We start from the raw sequence: 18,302 nt of genomic DNA, 5'->3' as shown, positions 1-18,302 counted from the left end.
ACCGACAATAGAGGTATTATATATTTTTTTGTAACACCTAAATATAATAATACCCCCATTGTAAAATAGAAATACAATTAATAGCAAGTAGACCAAGCTTGACCAACAATTAAACTCCTATATCCGATAGTGTTCCCCCAAGGGCACATTAATATATTTTTAATTACGGAAATTGAAGTAAGTTGAAGTGAATCATAGCTGTATATTCCATATAATAGCAAAGCAACAATGTATACCGGATAAATTCTAAATAATCTTTTTACAGTAAATACTTTCCAATTAGAATCTGCTTTTGTTGTCAAATAAATAATAAAACCAGACAGAATAAAAAAAACATCTACTCCATATTGTCCGGATAATAAATAACCCCAAGGTTTAATGTTCAAATGTTGCAACACATGTGTAATCAGAACCCATATGGCAGCAAATGCACGGATATATTGTAAAGAATCTAATTTATTCTGATTGCTCATTCTTATTTAGATATTTATTATTCCACAAGTGCTTATTAGAGAATTTACGAAATTTATTTTTAGGGATAAAACCATAATACTCTGTTTTAAATTGTGTTGCAACGAACTTATCCTTATCAAGATTTTTGATTATTTTGGCAGGATTACCCGCTAAAATACAATATCCGTCAGGAAAACTTTTAGTAACAATACTTCCTGCACCAACAATTGTACGAGTCCCTAAGACTACTCCTGGTAATATAACCACATTCATACCAATCCAACAATAATCTCCTATTCTTACTTCTCTATTTACATGTTGCATTTGGTTGTACACATCATGATTTCCACTGATAATTCCAATATTAGAAGCAAAATGAACATAATTACCAATGTATATTCCTCCATTCCCTTGTAAATAACATCCAGGTCTTGTACCCGCATTAGAGTTTATTCCGACAAATATATTTTGAGGATGCGTAACTTCAGAATTTTTATGCAATGGCCAATATACATTTTTGTCTTTTCGGAATCTAAAATGAACAAAATCCCATAGTGTTACCTTATTTGTTATAGAATAAGAAAAATCAACATATGCTTTTATAAGGGGAAACAAGTAAAATAATATTTTCTTTAGAATTGTTTTCATGCCAACCTGTGCATTCTTAATGGTTTTATAAGCGACAAATAATCCAATTTAATACAAAAAGCATATATAGAATACGACACTATATATAAAAATGAACTAATAAGAAACACTGTAATATCATTCATATCAAGTACATTTATTAATATATAATGTATTATGAAAAGAAATATTGTAGACGGCAGCAAAATCAAAGCGATTAATTTTACAGGAAAGAGTTGATAAATCTTCAAATTAAAGAACTTGGCAACCAAACTTAACATACAATATATTCTTCCTAATAAACAGATAAGAGAAATACCGGCTATAGTATAGGGAGAATCAACAGTTCTGATACTTAAATATTCTAAACAAACTAATACTATAGCGCCAAACATATGAACATTAGAATAAAATTTCACTTTCCCTATATTAATTATCAAAGGAGCATATACAATTAATGTAAAAAAGTTTGCTATCAGCTTAATTCTAAAATAAATATATGAATTTTCATATTGTTGACCATACATTACAATCATTACAGTGTCTGCAAAAACCCAACAATATGCAATTAATGGATAAATCAACATTGCTGTTTTCTTAAAAACAGAAGCCCATATAGGAAAAATCTCTGATTGGGGGTCCAATTTCTCATGATTCATCCTTGCAAAAATTGGAGAAAGAACAGTTGCACAGGCTCCTGTTAGCATGCCCACAAAAGGTAATTCCATGAATCCATTGCTAAACTCAGCAAAAATTTCATTTCCAAAATATCGACTTATAAAGAATTGATCGGAAGAAGCAATAATAGTTCCCCATAGACTAGCATATAATAAAGGCAATGAAAATTTAAATATTTCAATATTGGTAATATTACATTTTTCATTACCCTGTCTTTTTACAGGAAAATATTTAAAATTTAAAGCAAGTATAAAAGAAACAAATGATGCGATGACAAAACCAAGAATAGCTCCTATATAACCAACCCCAAATACCATAACAGGAATAGCTACACACAACAACATTACCATACGCGTCACTATGGTATATATCGCCATAAATTTTGTTTTTTTATACGTTGCTAATATTCCCTCTAACCCCATGGTTGGTAACATTAAAAAAGGAACAATTGCAAATATCCTTAAAGCTAAAACTAAATCAGGATTTTTCAGGAATGAAGCAATTTGTGAGGAAAAAAGAAATAGTAATGTAGAAAAAAGAAATCCTAGAATAAAAAATAAATTAGTAATTTTTTTTATCAAACTTTTGGCTTGTGATATTTTCACTCTTGGTAAAAAATAAGAAAAAGCCTTAGGTAATCCTAAAGTAAATACAGTTAACAATGTATTGTAAACATATAATACTTGTTTATAAGTTCCATAATCAGCCTTATCAAAATAACGACTGAGAATCATGGAACTAACTATTCCAAAACCAAATGAAAACAAGCTACCTAGTGCAATCCAAGCAGCTTGCCTGGTGTTATTTGTTTCTACCACTTTTACAGTCTCCCGTCTATAATTTTCTTATTCATAAATCCCTTTACGTCAAAAACGACATGCTTGTCGTTTACAAAAGACTCAACTTCTAGCGTCTTAAACTCATTGTGAGCCACAGCCATAATTACGGCATCAGCCTTTTCGATGGAAAGTTCATTGATCACATGGATTCCATATTCACGTTCCACAATAGCCGGGTTCGCCCATGGATCATAAATCGTAATATTCAGATTATACTGCTTGAGTGCCTTATAGATGTCTATTACCTTGGTATTCCGGACATCCGGGCAATTCTCCTTAAAGGTAAAGCCCAGAATTAAGATATTTGAATTCAACACCTGTATTCCCTTTTTCAGCATCAGCTTGATCACCTCGTTTGCCACATATTCACCCATACCGTCGTTCATGCGGCGACCGGCCAGGATGATCTCTGGATTGTAGCCATAGCGCTGGGCACACTGTGCCAGATAGTAAGGATCCACACCTATGCAGTGTCCACCGACCAAACCTGGTTTGAAAGGCAGGAAATTCCATTTGGTGGAAGCCGCTTCCAGCACATCCTGGGTATCGATGCCCATCCGGGTAAAGATCTTGGACAACTCATTGACAAAGGCAATGTTGATATCCCGCTGAGAGTTTTCGATGACTTTCGCCGCTTCTGCTACTTTGATCGATGGTGCCAGATGTGTTCCGGCAGTAATGACGGAAGCATAGATTTCATTCACTTTTCTCCCGATCTCCGGAGTAGAACCAGAGGTTACCTTTTTGATGTGTTCAACCGTATGTTGTTTGTCCCCGGGATTAATCCGTTCCGGAGAATAGCCGGCATAGAAGTCCTCATTGAATTTTAGTCCACTAACCTTTTCCACCACCGGGATACATTCATCTTCCGTTACCCCGGGATAAACCGTAGATTCATAGACTACGATATCGCCTTTGGAAATAACTTTCCCCACCGTTGTACTGGCTCCGTAAAGCGGTGTGAGGTCGGGATTATTGTTTTTGTCAACGGGTGTCGGAACAGCTACGACATAAAAATTACAGTCTCGAATATCTTCTATCTGGCTTGTACAGACAAAACCATGCTGAATAGCGCTTTGTAGAAGCTCATCGCTGACTTCAAGCGTAGCATCATGACCGTCCATCAGGGCTTCCACTCGAGAGGGATTCATATCAAAACCGATAGTTTTATATTTCGTTGAAAACAGGCGAGCCAGGGGCAAACCTACATACCCCAGACCAATGACACAAATTTTTGTTTCTGACATAACAATGTATAATTAACTTAACTGAATATTATAGATTTTCCCAATACCACTTTACGGCTTCCTTCAAACCTTCCTTCATGCTGAAGCGGGGAGCATAACCCAACAGTGTGCGGGCTTTGTCGATACAAGCCAAAGAATGGGGTATATCACCTACCCGATTTGGACCATGGAGGACTTCAACATTACCGATTTCAGGATCAAATTCACTTAAGTATTCTTTTAAATATTTTACCAATTGGTTTAAAGTAGTACGCTCACCGTAGGCTGTATTATAAACTTGATTTACAGCCTGGGCATTCTCTGTCGAAAGAGCCAGCAGATTCATCTGAACGACATTGTCGATGTAGGTAAAGTCACGGCTGTATTCCCCGTCCCCGTTGATGACAGGACTCTCATGAGCCATAAATTTCTTTACAAATAGGGGGATAACAGCAGCATAGGCACCATGCGGATCCTGACGGCGACCGAAAACATTGAAATAACGCAGGCCTATGGTTTCCATCCCATAGGTACGTGCAAATACATCGGCATAAAGTTCATTGACGTATTTGGTGATAGCATAAGGGGAGAGAGGTTTGCCAATGATGTCCTCCACCTTAGGCAGAGTTTTACTATCACCGTATGTAGAACTGCTAGCGGCATAGACAAATCGCTTTACTCCTGCATCCCGTGCAGCTATAAGCATGTTTAAAAAGCCACTGATATTAGTGGCATTAGTGGTAATTGGGTCCTTGATGCTACGAGGTACGGAACCGAGGGCAGCTTCGTGCAGGACATACTCCACTCCATCAACGGCCTTACGACAGTCTTCCGGGTTGCGTATATCACCGACGATAAGTTTGAATGTGATCGGATACTGTTGGATCAAGGGAAGTAAGTTTTCAATGTGACCGGTAGCAAAGTTATCCAGACAAACCACCTCATGATCCTGAGCAAGCAATGCCTCACATAAATTGGAACCGATAAAACCGGCTCCTCCTGTTACTAAAACTTTCATTTGATTATTTTATAGTGAATTCTTACTTTTAACAACTTTACGTTTCTTTTACTTCTTTACTGCAGAAGAAGGACTGTTAAACTCTTTTAGTTTCAGATTCGTCGCCTATTGTAGAAAATTGCGACAAGTAAAATGTGTAAGGTTGTAAAAGGAAACTAGCAGTACCTCCAGAAAACGCCAAGGGTGCAGGTTGAGACTGCCGGAATGCCCGCAGATGCTTACCAGCGAAAAAATTCGGGCACCACCGAGAATGGAAGCAACAGACGCTACCAACATCGTGGGGGTGAACTTCTTATAACGGCGGATGAAATAAAAAATCATCCAGCCGACAACCAAACCGATCAGAAAAGGAGCTATATTTTCCAGCATAATTGCAAATTCGAGGATGTTCAGCGTTTTATACACACTCTCTGTATCTCCGGTATATACTTGCACCTATACAACGTTCAACTACTGATTCGCATGAATTATAATTATTTATTATATCTTATTTAAAGTGAAGAAAGAGAAGAAATTTATTGAAAATTTAACTAAAATAAACGCTCGTTTTTTAAGGGGAAACGAAATCTAAATGTGAATCTTTATTACAAGGAAATTTAAATGAAATATTTTAAAGTTTATTTTATAACCTTCCAACTTCTAAAATTTAATTTTTACCATAAAAGGAATTGAAAAGATATTTAAATGTTATATATGTTAATAATTGTAGGAATATTATGCCTTAAATGACTTTGAAATTTGTTTTTTATATGTAATTTTGTAGCTGAAATAGGTAGAGAGACTATTCTGACTCACAAAAGGTGGGACTTACCGGGCGAAGCCATAAATAATAGCTTTAATTTTTAGATTTCAATTCCATTCCGTATTAAATTTGCTTCTATTAAAATAAATGGCATTCAGTATAGAAATGTAAAATTTCTGTAGACAAAATTTTTGACAATAAAAACGAGCGTTTTTTTTGGTAAATTTGAATTTAAATAAAATTGTTTTTTACTTTAAATAATTTTATTTAAATGTTTGTAAATTAAGTAGAAGGCATGTTTTCCCCTGAATTTTCCGGACTGTTTTATTTTATAAATAGTATATATCTGTTTTTCACTAAATATGTTGAATATAAACAAATTCATAATTGATCATATTACCTGTCGTCCGGTCAGCCTGTTTGTTTCTGATATAGAAGCAAACCATGAGCAACTGAAACAGGAAATTGAAGGTAAAAAAGTGTTGGTTATTGGAGGAGCAGGGACGATCGGTTCATCCTATATACGGGCTCTCCTTCCTTTTAAACCGTCGAGATTAGTTGTAGTAGATATCAGCGAAAACGGATTAACGGAACTGACCCGTGATTTGCGTTCTACATACGGACTCTATATGCCGGAAAATTATAAGACTTATCCGGTCAGTTATGCGGATCCGATTTTTGAAAAAATTTTCCGGAAGGAAAAAGGTTTTGATATTGTAGCTAATTTCTCTGCCCACAAACATGTCCGGAGTGAAAAAGATCAATATTCGGTAGAAGCTTTAATTGAAAACAACGTTATAAAAGCCAGGAAATTATTGGATCTGCTGGTAGAATTCCCTCCCCGGCATTTTTTCTGTGTTTCTACGGATAAAGCCGCCAATCCGGTTAATATTATGGGTGGAAGCAAGCGGATCATGGAGGATATGATCATGGCTTATGCAGATAAGTTTAAGGTTTCTACGGCCCGTTTCGCCAATGTCGCTTTTTCGAACGGCTCTTTATTAGCTGGATTCATCGAACGTCTGATGAAACACCAGCCCCTTGCAGCTCCTTGTGATGTGAAACGTTATTTTGTTTCTCCGGAAGAAAGTGGACAGATCTGTATGCTGGCTTGTATATTGGGAAAAAATCGGGAAATCTTTTTTCCGAAATTAGGTGAAGAGCAGATGATGACCTTTTCGGCGATTTGTGATAAATTCTTACGAACGCTGGGGTATGAGGTCAGGTATTGTAAGAGCGAAGATGAAGCAAAAGAATTTGCTGTAAAAATGGAGGAGAATCCGAAAATATATCCTGTTGTTTATTTTAAAAGTGATACGACAGGAGAAAAAGATTTCGAAGAGTTTTATGTACCGGGAGAGAAATTGAATTGGGATCGTTTTTCTTCTTTGGGAGTTATTGAAGAGGTTAAATCCCGTTCCATAGAAGAACTGGATCTCCTATTTTATAATCTGAATAAAACGTTTTCAAAGCCGGATTTTACCAAAGATGAGGTTGTGGCTATATTAAAAGATTTCATTCCCAATTTTGAACACGAAGAAAAGGGAAGGAATCTGGACCAAAAAATGTAATTAATCAGAGTGATCATGGAATATCAAATTCCTTTATTTCAGTTAAATTTCGACGAAGAAGAAATTCAGGCTGTAACACAGACAATACGTTCAAAGTGGATTTCAACCGGTCCTAAATGTGAGGAATTAGAAAAACTGTTTGTTGAAATGATGAGGGTGAAATATGCAGTAAGTTTATCTAATTGTACGGATGCTTTGCATTTGGCCTGCTTAACGTGCGGTATTGGACCGGGGGATGAAGTGTTATGTCCTTCTTTAACTTTTGCAGCTTCGGTAAATTGTATCCGATATGTAGGTGCGACTCCTGTTTTTTGTGATATTGTTGGACCGGAACATATAAATATTGATCCGGAGGATATTAAAAAGAAGATAACGTCTAAAACGAAAGCTGTGGTTGTTGTCCATATGGCAGGATTTCCTGCAAAAATGGATGAGATAATAAAAATAGCAGAAGAATACGGTTTGAGAGTTATTGAAGATGCTTGTCACGGGCCGCTCTCCGAATACCATGGGAAGAAATTAGGAACCATTGGGGATGTGGCTACATTTAGTTTTTTTTCCAATAAAAATATCAGTACAGGTGAAGGGGGGATGCTGATTACCAATAACGAGGAAATTGCTTCTAAGGCCCGTTCCCTACGTTCTCATGGAATGACAACAATGTCCTATCAAAGGGCAAAAGGACATGCGACTTCTTATGATATTGTCGATTTAGGATATAATTTCAGAATGGATGATATACGGGCTTCAATTGGTTGCGTACAAATGAGAAAATTGCAGGCTGATTTGGAAAAACGAGTTCACGTAAGAAGTAAATATATCGAAGAATTATCAAAAATAGAAGGGATTGTCGTACCCTTTGCGGCTAACTCAGAATTTGTTTCTAATTATATTATGCCGATCGTAATAAGCGGTTCTACAAGGGAGAGAAGGGATAAAATCAGAGATGAAATCCATGCTGCCGGCATACAAACAAGTAATCATTATCCTGCGGTTCACCGTTTTTCTATATACAAAGATTATGGAGCTGTATTGCCACAGACAGAATACGTGAGTGATAATGAGATAACCCTACCGATGTATGCGGCATTGACTGATGAACAGATCGAGTTTATTGCCTGTACGGTAAACAACGCCATTCATGGATAAGAAAGTCATCTTGGTAGGAGGGTTCCATGAAATTATTGAACTTTGTGAAGAAAATAAAGTTCAGATAACCGGAATAATCGATCCTCATCTGACAGAACAAACCTATTGGGGATGTCCGGTTTTAGGGAAAGACGGGGATGCGGAACGATTGTATGATTTCTATAAAGAAGTACCGGTTTTAATTACTCCTGATCTGCCCCGTATCCGCTTTAAGTTGTACAATTACTATGCACAGATTGGTTTTAAGGTGGCATCTTTGATTAGTAAGGATGCTTATGTCTCCCGTAGTGCAAAAATAGGGGAAGGAACAATTGTGCAAAGGGGTGTCCATATTTCTTCCAATGTCAATGTGGGGAAAATGGTAAAGCTGAATACTAATGCTAATGTTATGCATGATTGTCAGGTAAAAGATTATGCTACCGTGGCCCCCGATGCTGTATTATTAGGAAAGGTTATTGTAAATGAGGCCTCTTATATTGGTGCCAATGCGACTCTTTTACCGGAAATTGTCATTGGCGAAAACGTTATTGTAGGCGCCGGGGCAGTTGTTACTAAACGAGTGCAACCGAATACAATAGTAAAAGGAATTCCTGCAAAATAATTATAATGAATAAATCAAGGGTTATTCAAAGTTCTTTATCCATTATTGAAGCGTTGAAAAAAATGGATGAAGAGCGGGTAAAATCTTTATTGGTTTTCTCGGATGATAAATTTCTTTCCTTATTGACGATAGGTGACATTCAGAGGGCCATTATTTCAGATTGTGATTTGAATATGAATATTGAGCATATATTGGATATTCATAATAAAAAGTATTGTTCAGCGCAAGATCCGATTGAGGTAATTAAGGCAAAAATGTTAGAATTACGGGCCGAATGTATGCCGGTTATTTCTTTAGAAGGGAAATTAGAAAAAGTTTATTATTGGGAAGATTTATTTTTATCTCAAACTGTTGATCAGGAAAGAGAGAAAATAAATTTGCCTGTGGTTATAATGGCTGGCGGTAAAGGGACACGGCTGAAGCCTTTAACGAATGTAATACCTAAACCCTTAATTCCAATAGGGGAAAAAACGATTCTGGAAACAATAATGGATCAGTTCGAAACCATTGGTTGTAATCAGTTTTATATGTCGGTAAATTACAAATATGATATTTTGGAATTTTATCTGAATCAATTGGTCCGAAAATATAATATTCGTTTTTTTAAAGAAGACAAACCTTTAGGTACTATCGGTAGCGTATCGCTTTTAAAAGATAAAATTAAAACTCCGTTCTTTTTATCAAACTGCGATATAATTATAGATCAGGATTTCCGGGATGTTTACGAGTATCATCGCGCCAACCGGAATGATATAACTCTTATAACTTCACTGAAAAGTTTTCAAATCCCTTATGGAGTCATTGAGACGGCAAAGGACGGAATCATGACGGGTTTATCGGAGAAACCGGAATATACCTATATGATTAATACCGGCGTTTATCTCTTAGAACCGGGATTAATAAAAGAAATACCTGAAAATGAATTGTTCCATATAACAGATTTAATAGAAAAGATCAAAAATAAGGGAGGGAAAGTTGGGTGTTTCCCCGTCAGTGAAAAATCGTGGACCGATATCGGGGAATGGAATGGCTATTTAAAATTGATTAACGTATGAATCGAATAAAGGTTGCCTGGTTATGTCATTTAACCAGTCCTGAATTGAATCAATACTATGGAACAGATAAGAAAGAAATTGCAGCTTGGATTCCTCAGTTTATAGATGTAATTAAAAATCAGACAGAGCTGGAAATTCACATTATCGCTCCTAATTATTATACAAATAAAAACGATGATTTTGAGATAAATAGAATACACTATCATTTATTTAAATTTTATTCGACAATCATTCCCAATCATTTAAGTACTTTATTTTTTATTTTAAATAAGGGACGTAGGGTTAAGTCTGAAGTGAATCGTATTGTAGAAAAGATAAATCCTGATATAGTTCACTTATATGGTTCTGAAAATTTTACTTATTCAGAAGGTATTTTACCCTTATTGGGAAAATATAAAGTACTGATAAGTATACAGGGATTGATTAGTGATGTTGCCAATAAAGGAAATCTTTACAGACGTTATATCATTAATCAAAGGATACAGATTGAAAATGAAATAAATTCTGAATTTAAAAACTTTACATTTTCTTGTACGGACAATAACTTTCTCCGGAAATTTCTGGATAAGTATCCCGGTAAAAATGTTTATGAACTGATTTTTCCTACGAAGATACCGTCTATAGATGCGACTACTGTAAAAAAAGAATTCGATTTAGTATTTTGGGGCAGGATCTCTGTCAATAAAGGTATCGAAGATTTTATTCAGGCGGTAGCTATTTTGTCTAGAAAGAAAAATAATTTTAAAGCCCTTATCGTAGGAAGTTGCTCAGAACAATATTATAAAAGAATTTCCCAGTTCATTTCAAATTATAAGATTAAAGAAAATATTGTTTTTGCTGGTTATCAAAAAAGTGATAATGATTTGTTTGCGTGGGTATCTAAAGCAAAAGTATACGCTTTACCAACATATTTTGATGCTATGCCCGGTAGTATCAGGGAAAGTATGTTTTTAAAAATTCCAGTTGTCTCTTATCCTGTTGGATTAATTCCCGAGTTCAACAAGTCTAAAAAATGTATTTTGTTAGCGAAAGAGAGGGATATTGAAGACTTAGCTGAGCAAATTTGGACACTGTTGAACAATAAAGCTTTGTATGGGGAAATTGTTGATAATGCTTATGACGAAATAAAATATAGGTATTCAAATGAGCGTATTTACGGGCAATTGATGAAATGTTATAATGACATTTTGCATATCGATTCTAAAAAAGTATAAACAAATTTAAAATTCATTCTTTTGAGTTTCGTTAAAAATGATTGATGGCAGAAGATAGAAATTCATACAAAAATATAACGAAAGCCATTTCTTTATTTGGGGGAGTACAAATCCTTCAAATTATTGTGAGCATTATAAAAAATAAATTTGTTGCCCTCTTAATTGGCCCGGTGGGAGTTGGGATAGTCGGAATGCTTACTTCATCTACTGATTTGATATCTTCGATGACAAATTTCGGGCTGAGGACAAGTGCAGTTAGAGATGTATCTCAGGCATACTCCACCGGAGACACGCCTAAGATAAGTATAGTCATTACAGTCTTACGCAAGTTAATATGGTTTACTGGTATTTTGGGAATGATCATTACCTTTTGCTTTTCTTCTTTGTTAAGTGAATGGGCTTTCGGGAATAACGACTATTCTGTATCCATAAAACTAATAGCTATTGTCGTTTTATTCACCCAATTATATAATGGCCGCTTTGTATTACTTCAGGGTACATTTCAATATAAAGCGATAGCGAAGTCAGCATTAATCGGGAACCTTATAGGATTGTTTATTATAATCCCCCTTTATTATATATGGAAAATTAAGGCAATTGTTCCGGTTATTATCGTCACTTCCTTATGCAGTTATTTGGCCGTATGGTTTTATTCCCGGAAAATTTCATTTCCTAAAATAAAATTGAGCATCCGGGAATTTTGGAAGGAAGGTCGGTTAATGTTAGTTTTAGGAATGGCAATAGCTCTTTCGGGGGTCGTAGGGACGGGTCAAATTTATTTATTAAGGGTCTATATTTCTAATTATGGTAATATTCTGGATGTCGGATTATATACTGCTGGGATTGCAATAGCTTCCTCTTATGTCGGGATCGTATTAAATGCGATGAGTTCGGACTATGCTCCCAGATTATCTGCTGTAGCCAATGATGCCAATCTCTTGTCGTTGACAATAAATAAACAAGCTACTCTTTTGATAACCATTTTATCTCCCTTGATTGTTGCTTTTATTGTCTTTATTAAACAATTAGTTATTTTGTTATACTCGACTAAATTTATAGCTATTACGACTATGGTGGAGTGGATTATGTTCGGCATGATTTTCCGGGCATTAAGTTGGTCCATTTCTTTTTGTTTTATTGCAAGAGGTGAACCAAAAACATTTTTTCTGAACGAGTTACTGACTTCTTTTTATTCACTGTTTTTTTCCGTTATCGGTTATAAACTGGCTAATTTCACCGGGATGGGGATTGCATTTTGCTTGACTTATTTTTGTTATACCATTCAAGTGTATATCTTATCTCGAAAAAAATTTAGTTTTCATTTTAACCATGATTTTTTTAAAATGGTTATTCCTCAAATACTTATATGTACGTTTCTTTTTATCTTATTTAGAATATTAGGGTATTCTGTATACAGATATATTATAGGTGCAATTGCCTTAACGGGTATTCTCTTTTTATCTTATTATTATTTAGATAAAATGATAGGAATACGCCACATTATCCGGAATCGGATAAATAAAATCAGAAAATGATGAAGGATATTACTTATAAAATTACAGTAATAATAATTACATATAATCAAGAAAAATTGATTGGCCGGGCACTTGATTCTATTTTAATTCAGAAAGAATGGGGGCTCTCCGAAATCATTATATGCGATGACTGTTCTACTGACAATAATTGGGACGTAATTCAGGACTATGCACGGAAATATCCGGATATTATCAAGCCGTTCCGGAATGAGAAAAATTTAGGGATTTTTAAAAATATAGAAAGTACATGGCAGAAAAATATCAATGGCGATCTCGTCTTGTATGTTTCCGGAGATGATGCTATTGTGGACGGACTTTTCGTAAAGTTGTACGATTCCATTCAGGAACAGCAAATAGATGTCAGCAAAGGTTCTTTTTGTATTTATTCAGATCAGAAGGTGATTTTTCCCAATAGTAAGGAATTAATTTTATCCAATAAATTGATAGCAAAAGGATACGATGCTGTCAGTTTGAAAATCAGGGGCCTCTTATTTTCGGCAAGAGGTATATTTTATAGTAAAGAATTGTTTTCCAGATTTTTGCCTGTAAAAGAGATCGGTATATTCACAGATGGGTTGATTGATATACAAGTCCAGTTATATGCTGATAAAAATTATTACTTTGATTTTATAGGGGGCATTTATTATTCGGGAATAGGGGCTTCTTCAAAAATTGGTAAAAAGGAGTCTTTAGAATCTTATATAAAACTGTTTTCTGAATACGAGAAAATACTTTCGTTATCACCCAAAGATAAAAAATGGTTGAAATTTGAGATCGCAAAGTCTAAATTCAGAATTCAGCCCTCATTTAAATTATTTTGCCTGTCGGTCATGTATTTTATGGGTAGTATGGATTTTAGGTACGGGGTGAATTGTAAAAAATATGGTTTGGAGTTCGCTTACATGGCAAAACAATTATTTATCAGGCATTAACCCTATGATCATTCTTAAACATTTGATATGAAAGGAATTGTTTTAGCAGGAGGTTCCGGGACACGTTTATATCCGATAACCAAAGGTGTTAGTAAACAGCTACTGCCTATTTACGATAAACCCATGATTTATTACCCTATTTCGGTCTTGATGTTGGCTGAAATTCGAGAAATATTAATCATTTCCACTCCACAGGATTTGCCTGGGTTTAAAAGGTTGCTCGGAGACGGCAGTGCTTACGGAGTTTCTTTTGAATATGCTGAACAGGCTCGTCCGGAGGGGTTAGCACAAGCTTTTATTATAGGAGAGGAATTTATTGGTAATGATGCAGTTTGTTTGGTATTGGGTGATAATATATTTTATGGTCAGGGTTTTAGTCCGAAGCTCCAGAAGGCGGTAGCTGATGCAGAATGTCATCAGAAAGCCACTATTTTTGGTTATCATGTAGGAGATCCGGAAAGATATGGAGTTGCTGAATTTGATAAAGAAGGGAATTGTCTTTCTATAGAGGAAAAACCTCAGTATCCAAAGTCAAACTATGCGGTTGTCGGCTTATATTTTTACCCCAATAAGGTAGTTGAAGTAGCCAAGCATATCAAACCGTCTTTGCGGGGAGAACTGGAAATAACGACAGTTAACCAACAATTTTTAGAAAATAAAAACTTGAAGGTTGAAATCTTGGGTAGAGGCTTTGCTTGGTTAGATACGGGTACACATGATTCGCTTAGTGAAGCCTCTACGTTTGTAGAAGTGATAGAAAAACGTCAGGGGTTAAAGGTGGCCTGTCTGGAAGCAATCGCTTTCCGAAAAGGATGGATTTCTGAGAAACAAATGAGGGAATTGGCTCAGCCGATGATTAAAAATCAGTATGGCCGATATCTTTTGAAAGTAGTTGATGAAGTAAAAGAAAACTGAAAATACATGGATTTTAAGCGAAGTATACTGATTACCGGTGGAGCTGGGTTCATTGGTTCACATGTTGTCCGGTTGTTTGTAAATAAATATCCCGAATATCACATTATTAATGTTGACAAACTGACTTATGCCGGAAACTTGGCAAATTTGAGTGATATAGAAGAACAGGTAAATTATACCTTTATCAAAGAGGATATTTGTAATTTCGGGAAGATCTTAGACTTATTCGGGAAATACCATGTAGATGGAGTCATTCATCTAGCCGCTGAAAGTCATGTAGATAGGAGCATAAAAGATCCTTTTGTATTTGCGCAAACCAATGTTCTTGGGACCCTTTCGTTACTGCAAGCTGCCAAACTTACCTGGGAAGCTACTCCGGAGAAATATGAAGGGAAACGGTTTTATCATATTTCTACAGATGAAGTTTATGGGGCATTGACTTTTGACGGCTCTCTATTTACAGAAATGACAAAGTATAATCCACATAGCCCTTATTCTGCCAGCAAAGCATCCTCAGACCATTTTGTCAGGGCTTATCATGATACGTACGGATTACCTACCATAGTGACAAATTGTTCTAATAATTATGGTCCCTATCAATTCCCGGAAAAATTAATTCCTCTGTTTATCAATAATATTTGTCATAAAAGACCCCTGCCGGTTTACGGGCAAGGGCAAAATGTACGGGATTGGTTATATGTGGAGGACCATGCCCGTGCAATTGATATCATTTTTCACAAAGGTAAAATTGCTGATACTTATAATATTGGCGGTTTTAATGAATGGAAAAATATAGATCTTATAAAAACAATTATTAAAACGACAGACCGTCTTTTAGGAAATCCGGAAGGCTATTCGGAATATTTAATCACGTATGTTACTGACCGTGCAGGTCATGATTTGCGTTATGCCATAGATTCCGCTAAATTAAGTAATGAGTTAGGTTGGGAACCTTCTTTACAATTCGAGGAAGGAATTGAAAAAACCGTAAAGTGGTATTTGACGCATCAGGAATGGATGGACCATATTACTTCCGGAGCGTATGAAAAATATTATGAGGGTATGTATAAAAATAGGTAATATGACACTTGATGAGGTAAAAATAATAGATCTTCCAAAATTTCTGGATAAACGAGGGAATTTGTCTTTTGTAGAAGAATTTATACATATTCCTTTTAAAATAAAACGGGCCTATTGGCTTTATGATGTCCCGGGAGGCGAGAGCCGGGGCGGTCATGCTTACAAAGAGAATTGTGAATTTATGATTGCCCTTTCCGGCAGTTTTGATGTCATACTGGATGATGGCAACAGACGTGAAATATTTTCTTTAAATCGTTCTTATTACGGTTTATATATTCCTAAAGGTTTGTGGAGAGAAATGACTAATTTTTCTACCAATTCTTTGGCTTTGATACTAGCATCGACGAAATATGATGCGAAGGATTATATCCGCGATTATGATGAATTTAAAAAATATGTGGCCGATGAAAAAGAATAGTGTTTACGATTGTACGATTATCGAATTTGATAAACATCATAGTGAACGGAAGGGAAATATTTCAGTTGTAGAGAATAATGATACCATTCCTTTTGAAGTGAAACGTACTTATTATTTATACGATGTCCCGGGGGGAGAATCGAGAGGGGCGCATGCCCATAAAAAATTAAGTCAATTAATTATTGCAGCCAGTGGTTCATTTAATGTGATCCTTGATGATGGAAATGTAAAAAGGACATTTACACTCAACAGACCTTATCAAGGCTTATATATCGTGCCCGGAATTTGGAGGGATTTAAATGATTTTTCTGCAGGATCCGTTTGTATGGTATTAGCGTCAGCAGGATACGATAAGAATGATTATATCAGAGATTATACGGAATTTTTAGCGTTTCGACACAATGAGTAATATCAATCCGTTAGCTGATGTGAAAAGTGAGCATATCGGTGAAGGGACGAAAATATGGCAGTTTTGTGTCGTATTGCCCGATGCAGTTATAGGTAAGAATTGTAACATATGTTCCCATGTACTGATAGAAAATGAAGTGGTTATTGGAGATAATGTGACTATTAAATGTGGTGTGCAGGTTTGGGACGGTATACAAATAGGAAACAACGTTTTTATCGGTCCGAATGTCACTTTTACCAATGATTTAATCCCTCGCTCTAAAAAGGATTACATCAGAAGAAACACCGTTATAGAAGAGGGAGCTTCAATCGGAGCCAATGCAACTATAATTGCGGGGCATACGGTAGGAGCTTATGCCTTTATCGGGGCAGGAAGTGTTGTTACGAAAGATATCCCCGCCAATACTGTCTGGTATGGTAACCCGGCCAGACAGAAAGGATATATTACGAATAAAGGTATTTTGCTCGGTATGGATAAAAAAGATAAAGAAGGAAAGCTATACGAATTATGATTAAGTTTTTGGATCTGCAGAAAATAACAGCCAAGTATGCAGATGAAATTCAGGAGGCCGTTTTGCGTGTCACGAATTCGGGCTGGTATCTCCAGGGAGGAGAGAACGATAAATTTGAAGCCAATTATGCTAAATATATTGGTACGAAATATACGGTAGGTTGTGCTAATGGATTAGATGCTTTGATATGGATTTTCAGAGCATATATTGAAATGGGAGTCATGAATCCCGGAGACGAAGTAATTGTTCCGGCTAATACCTATATTGCTTCTGTTCTGGCCATTTCAGAAAATGGTTTAAAGCCGGTATTAGTAGAACCTGATATCGATACTTATCAGATAGATGATTCTAAAATCGAAGAAGCGATTACTACACATACAAAGGCAATCCTGATTGTTCATCTATATGGTCAATGTGCTTATACGGAGAAAATAAAAGAATTATGCAAAAAATATAATTTAAAATTGATAGAAGATAATGCACAAGCGCATGGTTGTTTCTATCAGGGGAAAAAGACAGGATCGCTTGGGGACGCTGCCGGACATTCATTTTATCCCGGAAAAAACTTAGGAGCATTTGGGGATGCAGGTGCTGTTACAACGGATGATGAAGAATTGGCTAAAATCGTAAGAGCTGTTGCAAATTACGGATCTACAAAAAAATATGTTTTCGAATATTGTGGCCGAAACAGTAGATTAGATGAATTACAGGCAGCAATTCTGAATGTCAAGTTACGGCATCTGGATGAGGATGTGGCCATCCGGCAGCAAATTGCTAAGCGTTATATAACCGAGATAACAAATCCTAAAATTATTTTGCCCTTTATCAGGGATTGGAAAGCACATGCTTTTCATTTGTTTCCGGTTCGTTGTAAAGAACGCGATAAATTACAGCAATATTTGACCGGTAATGGAATTCAGACAATCATACACTATCCTATTCCTCCTCATAAACAGAAATGTTATAGAGAATGGAATAATTTGTCATTTCCTGTTACCGAACAGATTCACCGGGAAGAGTTAAGCTTGCCTATTAGTCAGGTTTTAACTACCACTGAAACAAATACAATAATAGAATTACTAAATGAGTTCTAAAATTAAATCTTATTTTCGTATAGAGTATTTATTGCTTTTTTTATGCTCTATCCAATTCTTGTCCTATTTCAATCCCATTATATATTTATTATTTTTATATTTAATTTTTAAAAATAAAATAGATCTTTCCGCTTGTAGGACAGTACATTTTTTAACAATAGTACTTTTTGCCGTTTTATATTTTCTGTTTATTGTTGAAAATGCTGTAATTACAGATTATATCACATGGATTGTT

Annotated in this window: 19 protein-coding genes; 13 read left to right on the top strand and 6 right to left on the bottom strand. The window is 35.6% G+C overall.

Annotation, left to right across the window (positions count from 1 at the left end; all coding sequences use genetic code 11):
• Positions 1-77 precede the first annotated feature (77 nt).
• The 6 genes from Q0465_RS10330 to Q0465_RS10305 all read right to left on the bottom strand — a co-directional run bounded on the left by Q0465_RS10330 (position 78) and on the right by Q0465_RS10305 (position 5,276).
• Complete coding sequence (locus Q0465_RS10330; protein WP_298615869.1) at positions 78-473, bottom strand: acyltransferase; 396 nt, start codon at positions 471-473, stop codon at positions 78-80.
• Positions 457-1,101: a DapH/DapD/GlmU-related protein gene (locus Q0465_RS10325; protein ID WP_298615867.1), complete on the bottom strand. Its 645-nt coding sequence runs from the start codon at positions 1,099-1,101 to the stop codon at positions 457-459. Before Q0465_RS10325 ends, Q0465_RS10330 begins: the two co-directional genes overlap by 17 nt.
• A complete protein-coding gene (locus tag Q0465_RS10320) occupies positions 1,098-2,576 on the bottom strand; it encodes an oligosaccharide flippase family protein (RefSeq protein WP_298615864.1) in 1,479 nt (492 codons plus the stop codon). Before Q0465_RS10320 ends, Q0465_RS10325 begins: the two co-directional genes overlap by 4 nt.
• Before the next feature lie 2 nt (positions 2,577-2,578).
• Positions 2,579-3,844: a nucleotide sugar dehydrogenase gene (locus tag Q0465_RS10315; RefSeq protein WP_298615862.1), complete on the bottom strand. Its 1,266-nt coding sequence runs from the start codon at positions 3,842-3,844 to the stop codon at positions 2,579-2,581.
• Between the two features lie 28 nt (positions 3,845-3,872).
• A complete protein-coding gene (locus Q0465_RS10310; RefSeq protein ID WP_298615860.1) occupies positions 3,873-4,841 on the bottom strand; it encodes an SDR family oxidoreductase in 969 nt (322 codons plus the stop codon).
• A 105-nt stretch (positions 4,842-4,946) separates the two neighbouring features.
• Entirely contained in the window at positions 4,947-5,276 is a 330-nt protein-coding gene (locus tag Q0465_RS10305; RefSeq protein WP_298615859.1) for a hypothetical protein, read from the bottom strand.
• A 669-nt stretch (positions 5,277-5,945) separates the two neighbouring features.
• Here Q0465_RS10305 and Q0465_RS10300 point away from each other — a divergent pair.
• From Q0465_RS10300 to Q0465_RS10240, 13 genes are read left to right on the top strand one after another with little or no spacing between them, the layout of a single operon-like run.
• Positions 5,946-7,154, top strand: coding sequence for a UDP-N-acetylglucosamine 4,6-dehydratase (locus Q0465_RS10300; RefSeq protein ID WP_298615857.1), 1,209 nt, complete (start codon positions 5,946-5,948; stop codon positions 7,152-7,154).
• 15 nt (positions 7,155-7,169) lie between these two features.
• A complete protein-coding gene (locus Q0465_RS10295; protein ID WP_298615855.1) occupies positions 7,170-8,303 on the top strand; it encodes a DegT/DnrJ/EryC1/StrS aminotransferase family protein in 1,134 nt (377 codons plus the stop codon).
• Positions 8,296-8,904 (top strand): acetyltransferase, encoded by a 609-nt coding sequence (locus tag Q0465_RS10290; RefSeq protein ID WP_298615854.1) that lies wholly within the window; start codon positions 8,296-8,298, stop codon positions 8,902-8,904. The genes Q0465_RS10295 and Q0465_RS10290 overlap by 8 nt, the downstream gene beginning before the upstream one ends.
• A 5-nt stretch (positions 8,905-8,909) precedes the next feature.
• A complete protein-coding gene (locus Q0465_RS10285) occupies positions 8,910-9,959 on the top strand; it encodes a sugar phosphate nucleotidyltransferase (RefSeq protein WP_298615852.1) in 1,050 nt (349 codons plus the stop codon).
• Positions 9,956-11,173, top strand: coding sequence for a glycosyltransferase family 4 protein (locus tag Q0465_RS10280; RefSeq protein ID WP_298615850.1), 1,218 nt, complete (start codon positions 9,956-9,958; stop codon positions 11,171-11,173). Before Q0465_RS10285 ends, Q0465_RS10280 begins: the two co-directional genes overlap by 4 nt.
• A gap of 44 nt (positions 11,174-11,217) precedes the next feature.
• Positions 11,218-12,708: an oligosaccharide flippase family protein gene (locus tag Q0465_RS10275; protein ID WP_298615848.1), complete on the top strand. Its 1,491-nt coding sequence runs from the start codon at positions 11,218-11,220 to the stop codon at positions 12,706-12,708.
• Positions 12,705-13,640 (top strand): glycosyltransferase family 2 protein, encoded by a 936-nt coding sequence (locus tag Q0465_RS10270; RefSeq protein ID WP_298615846.1) that lies wholly within the window; start codon positions 12,705-12,707, stop codon positions 13,638-13,640. Before Q0465_RS10275 ends, Q0465_RS10270 begins: the two co-directional genes overlap by 4 nt.
• 27 nt (positions 13,641-13,667) lie before the next feature.
• The gene (gene rfbA / locus Q0465_RS10265) at positions 13,668-14,555 is read left to right on the top strand and encodes a glucose-1-phosphate thymidylyltransferase RfbA (protein ID WP_298615844.1); all 888 of its coding nucleotides are present in this window, start codon (positions 13,668-13,670) and stop codon (positions 14,553-14,555) included.
• Between the two features lie 6 nt (positions 14,556-14,561).
• Positions 14,562-15,635: a dTDP-glucose 4,6-dehydratase gene (gene rfbB, locus Q0465_RS10260; RefSeq protein ID WP_298615841.1), complete on the top strand. Its 1,074-nt coding sequence runs from the start codon at positions 14,562-14,564 to the stop codon at positions 15,633-15,635.
• A 1-nt stretch (position 15,636) separates the two neighbouring features.
• Entirely contained in the window at positions 15,637-16,053 is a 417-nt protein-coding gene (locus tag Q0465_RS10255; RefSeq protein WP_298615839.1) for an FdtA/QdtA family cupin domain-containing protein, read from the top strand.
• Entirely contained in the window at positions 16,040-16,462 is a 423-nt protein-coding gene (locus Q0465_RS10250) for an FdtA/QdtA family cupin domain-containing protein (RefSeq protein WP_298615837.1), read from the top strand. The genes Q0465_RS10255 and Q0465_RS10250 overlap by 14 nt, the downstream gene beginning before the upstream one ends.
• The gene (locus Q0465_RS10245; RefSeq protein ID WP_298615835.1) at positions 16,455-16,973 is read left to right on the top strand and encodes an acyltransferase; all 519 of its coding nucleotides are present in this window, start codon (positions 16,455-16,457) and stop codon (positions 16,971-16,973) included. Before Q0465_RS10250 ends, Q0465_RS10245 begins: the two co-directional genes overlap by 8 nt.
• Positions 16,970-18,067 carry a DegT/DnrJ/EryC1/StrS aminotransferase family protein gene (locus Q0465_RS10240; protein WP_298615833.1) on the top strand — a complete coding sequence of 366 codons (1,098 nt, stop codon included), beginning with the start codon at positions 16,970-16,972 and terminating at the stop codon, positions 18,065-18,067. Before Q0465_RS10245 ends, Q0465_RS10240 begins: the two co-directional genes overlap by 4 nt.
• Positions 18,068-18,302: the final 235 nt, after the last annotated feature.

The sequence above is a fragment of the uncultured Odoribacter sp. genome (genome assembly GCF_937966165.1).
In the GTDB taxonomy this organism is placed as follows: domain Bacteria; phylum Bacteroidota; class Bacteroidia; order Bacteroidales; family Marinifilaceae; genus Culturomica.
Note: the sequence above shows the minus strand (reverse complement) of the source record. Positions and strands in the feature narration are given on the sequence as shown.

Coding starts and splice junctions, on each gene's coding strand:
- Q0465_RS10330 (WP_298615869.1), bottom strand. CDS start 473: ATGAGCAATCAGAATAAATTAGATTCTTTACAATATATCCGTGCATTT.
- Q0465_RS10325 (WP_298615867.1), bottom strand. CDS start 1,101: ATGAAAACAATTCTAAAGAAAATATTATTTTACTTGTTTCCCCTTATA.
- Q0465_RS10315 (WP_298615862.1), bottom strand. CDS start 3,844: ATGTCAGAAACAAAAATTTGTGTCATTGGTCTGGGGTATGTAGGTTTG.
- Q0465_RS10310 (WP_298615860.1), bottom strand. CDS start 4,841: ATGAAAGTTTTAGTAACAGGAGGAGCCGGTTTTATCGGTTCCAATTTA.
- Q0465_RS10300 (WP_298615857.1), top strand. CDS start 5,946: ATGTTGAATATAAACAAATTCATAATTGATCATATTACCTGTCGTCCG.
- Q0465_RS10295 (WP_298615855.1), top strand. CDS start 7,170: ATGGAATATCAAATTCCTTTATTTCAGTTAAATTTCGACGAAGAAGAA.
- Q0465_RS10290 (WP_298615854.1), top strand. CDS start 8,296: ATGGATAAGAAAGTCATCTTGGTAGGAGGGTTCCATGAAATTATTGAA.
- Q0465_RS10285 (WP_298615852.1), top strand. CDS start 8,910: ATGAATAAATCAAGGGTTATTCAAAGTTCTTTATCCATTATTGAAGCG.
- Q0465_RS10280 (WP_298615850.1), top strand. CDS start 9,956: ATGAATCGAATAAAGGTTGCCTGGTTATGTCATTTAACCAGTCCTGAA.
- Q0465_RS10275 (WP_298615848.1), top strand. CDS start 11,218: ATGGCAGAAGATAGAAATTCATACAAAAATATAACGAAAGCCATTTCT.
- Q0465_RS10270 (WP_298615846.1), top strand. CDS start 12,705: ATGATGAAGGATATTACTTATAAAATTACAGTAATAATAATTACATAT.
- rfbA (WP_298615844.1), top strand. CDS start 13,668: ATGAAAGGAATTGTTTTAGCAGGAGGTTCCGGGACACGTTTATATCCG.
- rfbB (WP_298615841.1), top strand. CDS start 14,562: ATGGATTTTAAGCGAAGTATACTGATTACCGGTGGAGCTGGGTTCATT.
- Q0465_RS10255 (WP_298615839.1), top strand. CDS start 15,637: ATGACACTTGATGAGGTAAAAATAATAGATCTTCCAAAATTTCTGGAT.
- Q0465_RS10250 (WP_298615837.1), top strand. CDS start 16,040: ATGAAAAAGAATAGTGTTTACGATTGTACGATTATCGAATTTGATAAA.
- Q0465_RS10245 (WP_298615835.1), top strand. CDS start 16,455: ATGAGTAATATCAATCCGTTAGCTGATGTGAAAAGTGAGCATATCGGT.
- Q0465_RS10240 (WP_298615833.1), top strand. CDS start 16,970: ATGATTAAGTTTTTGGATCTGCAGAAAATAACAGCCAAGTATGCAGAT.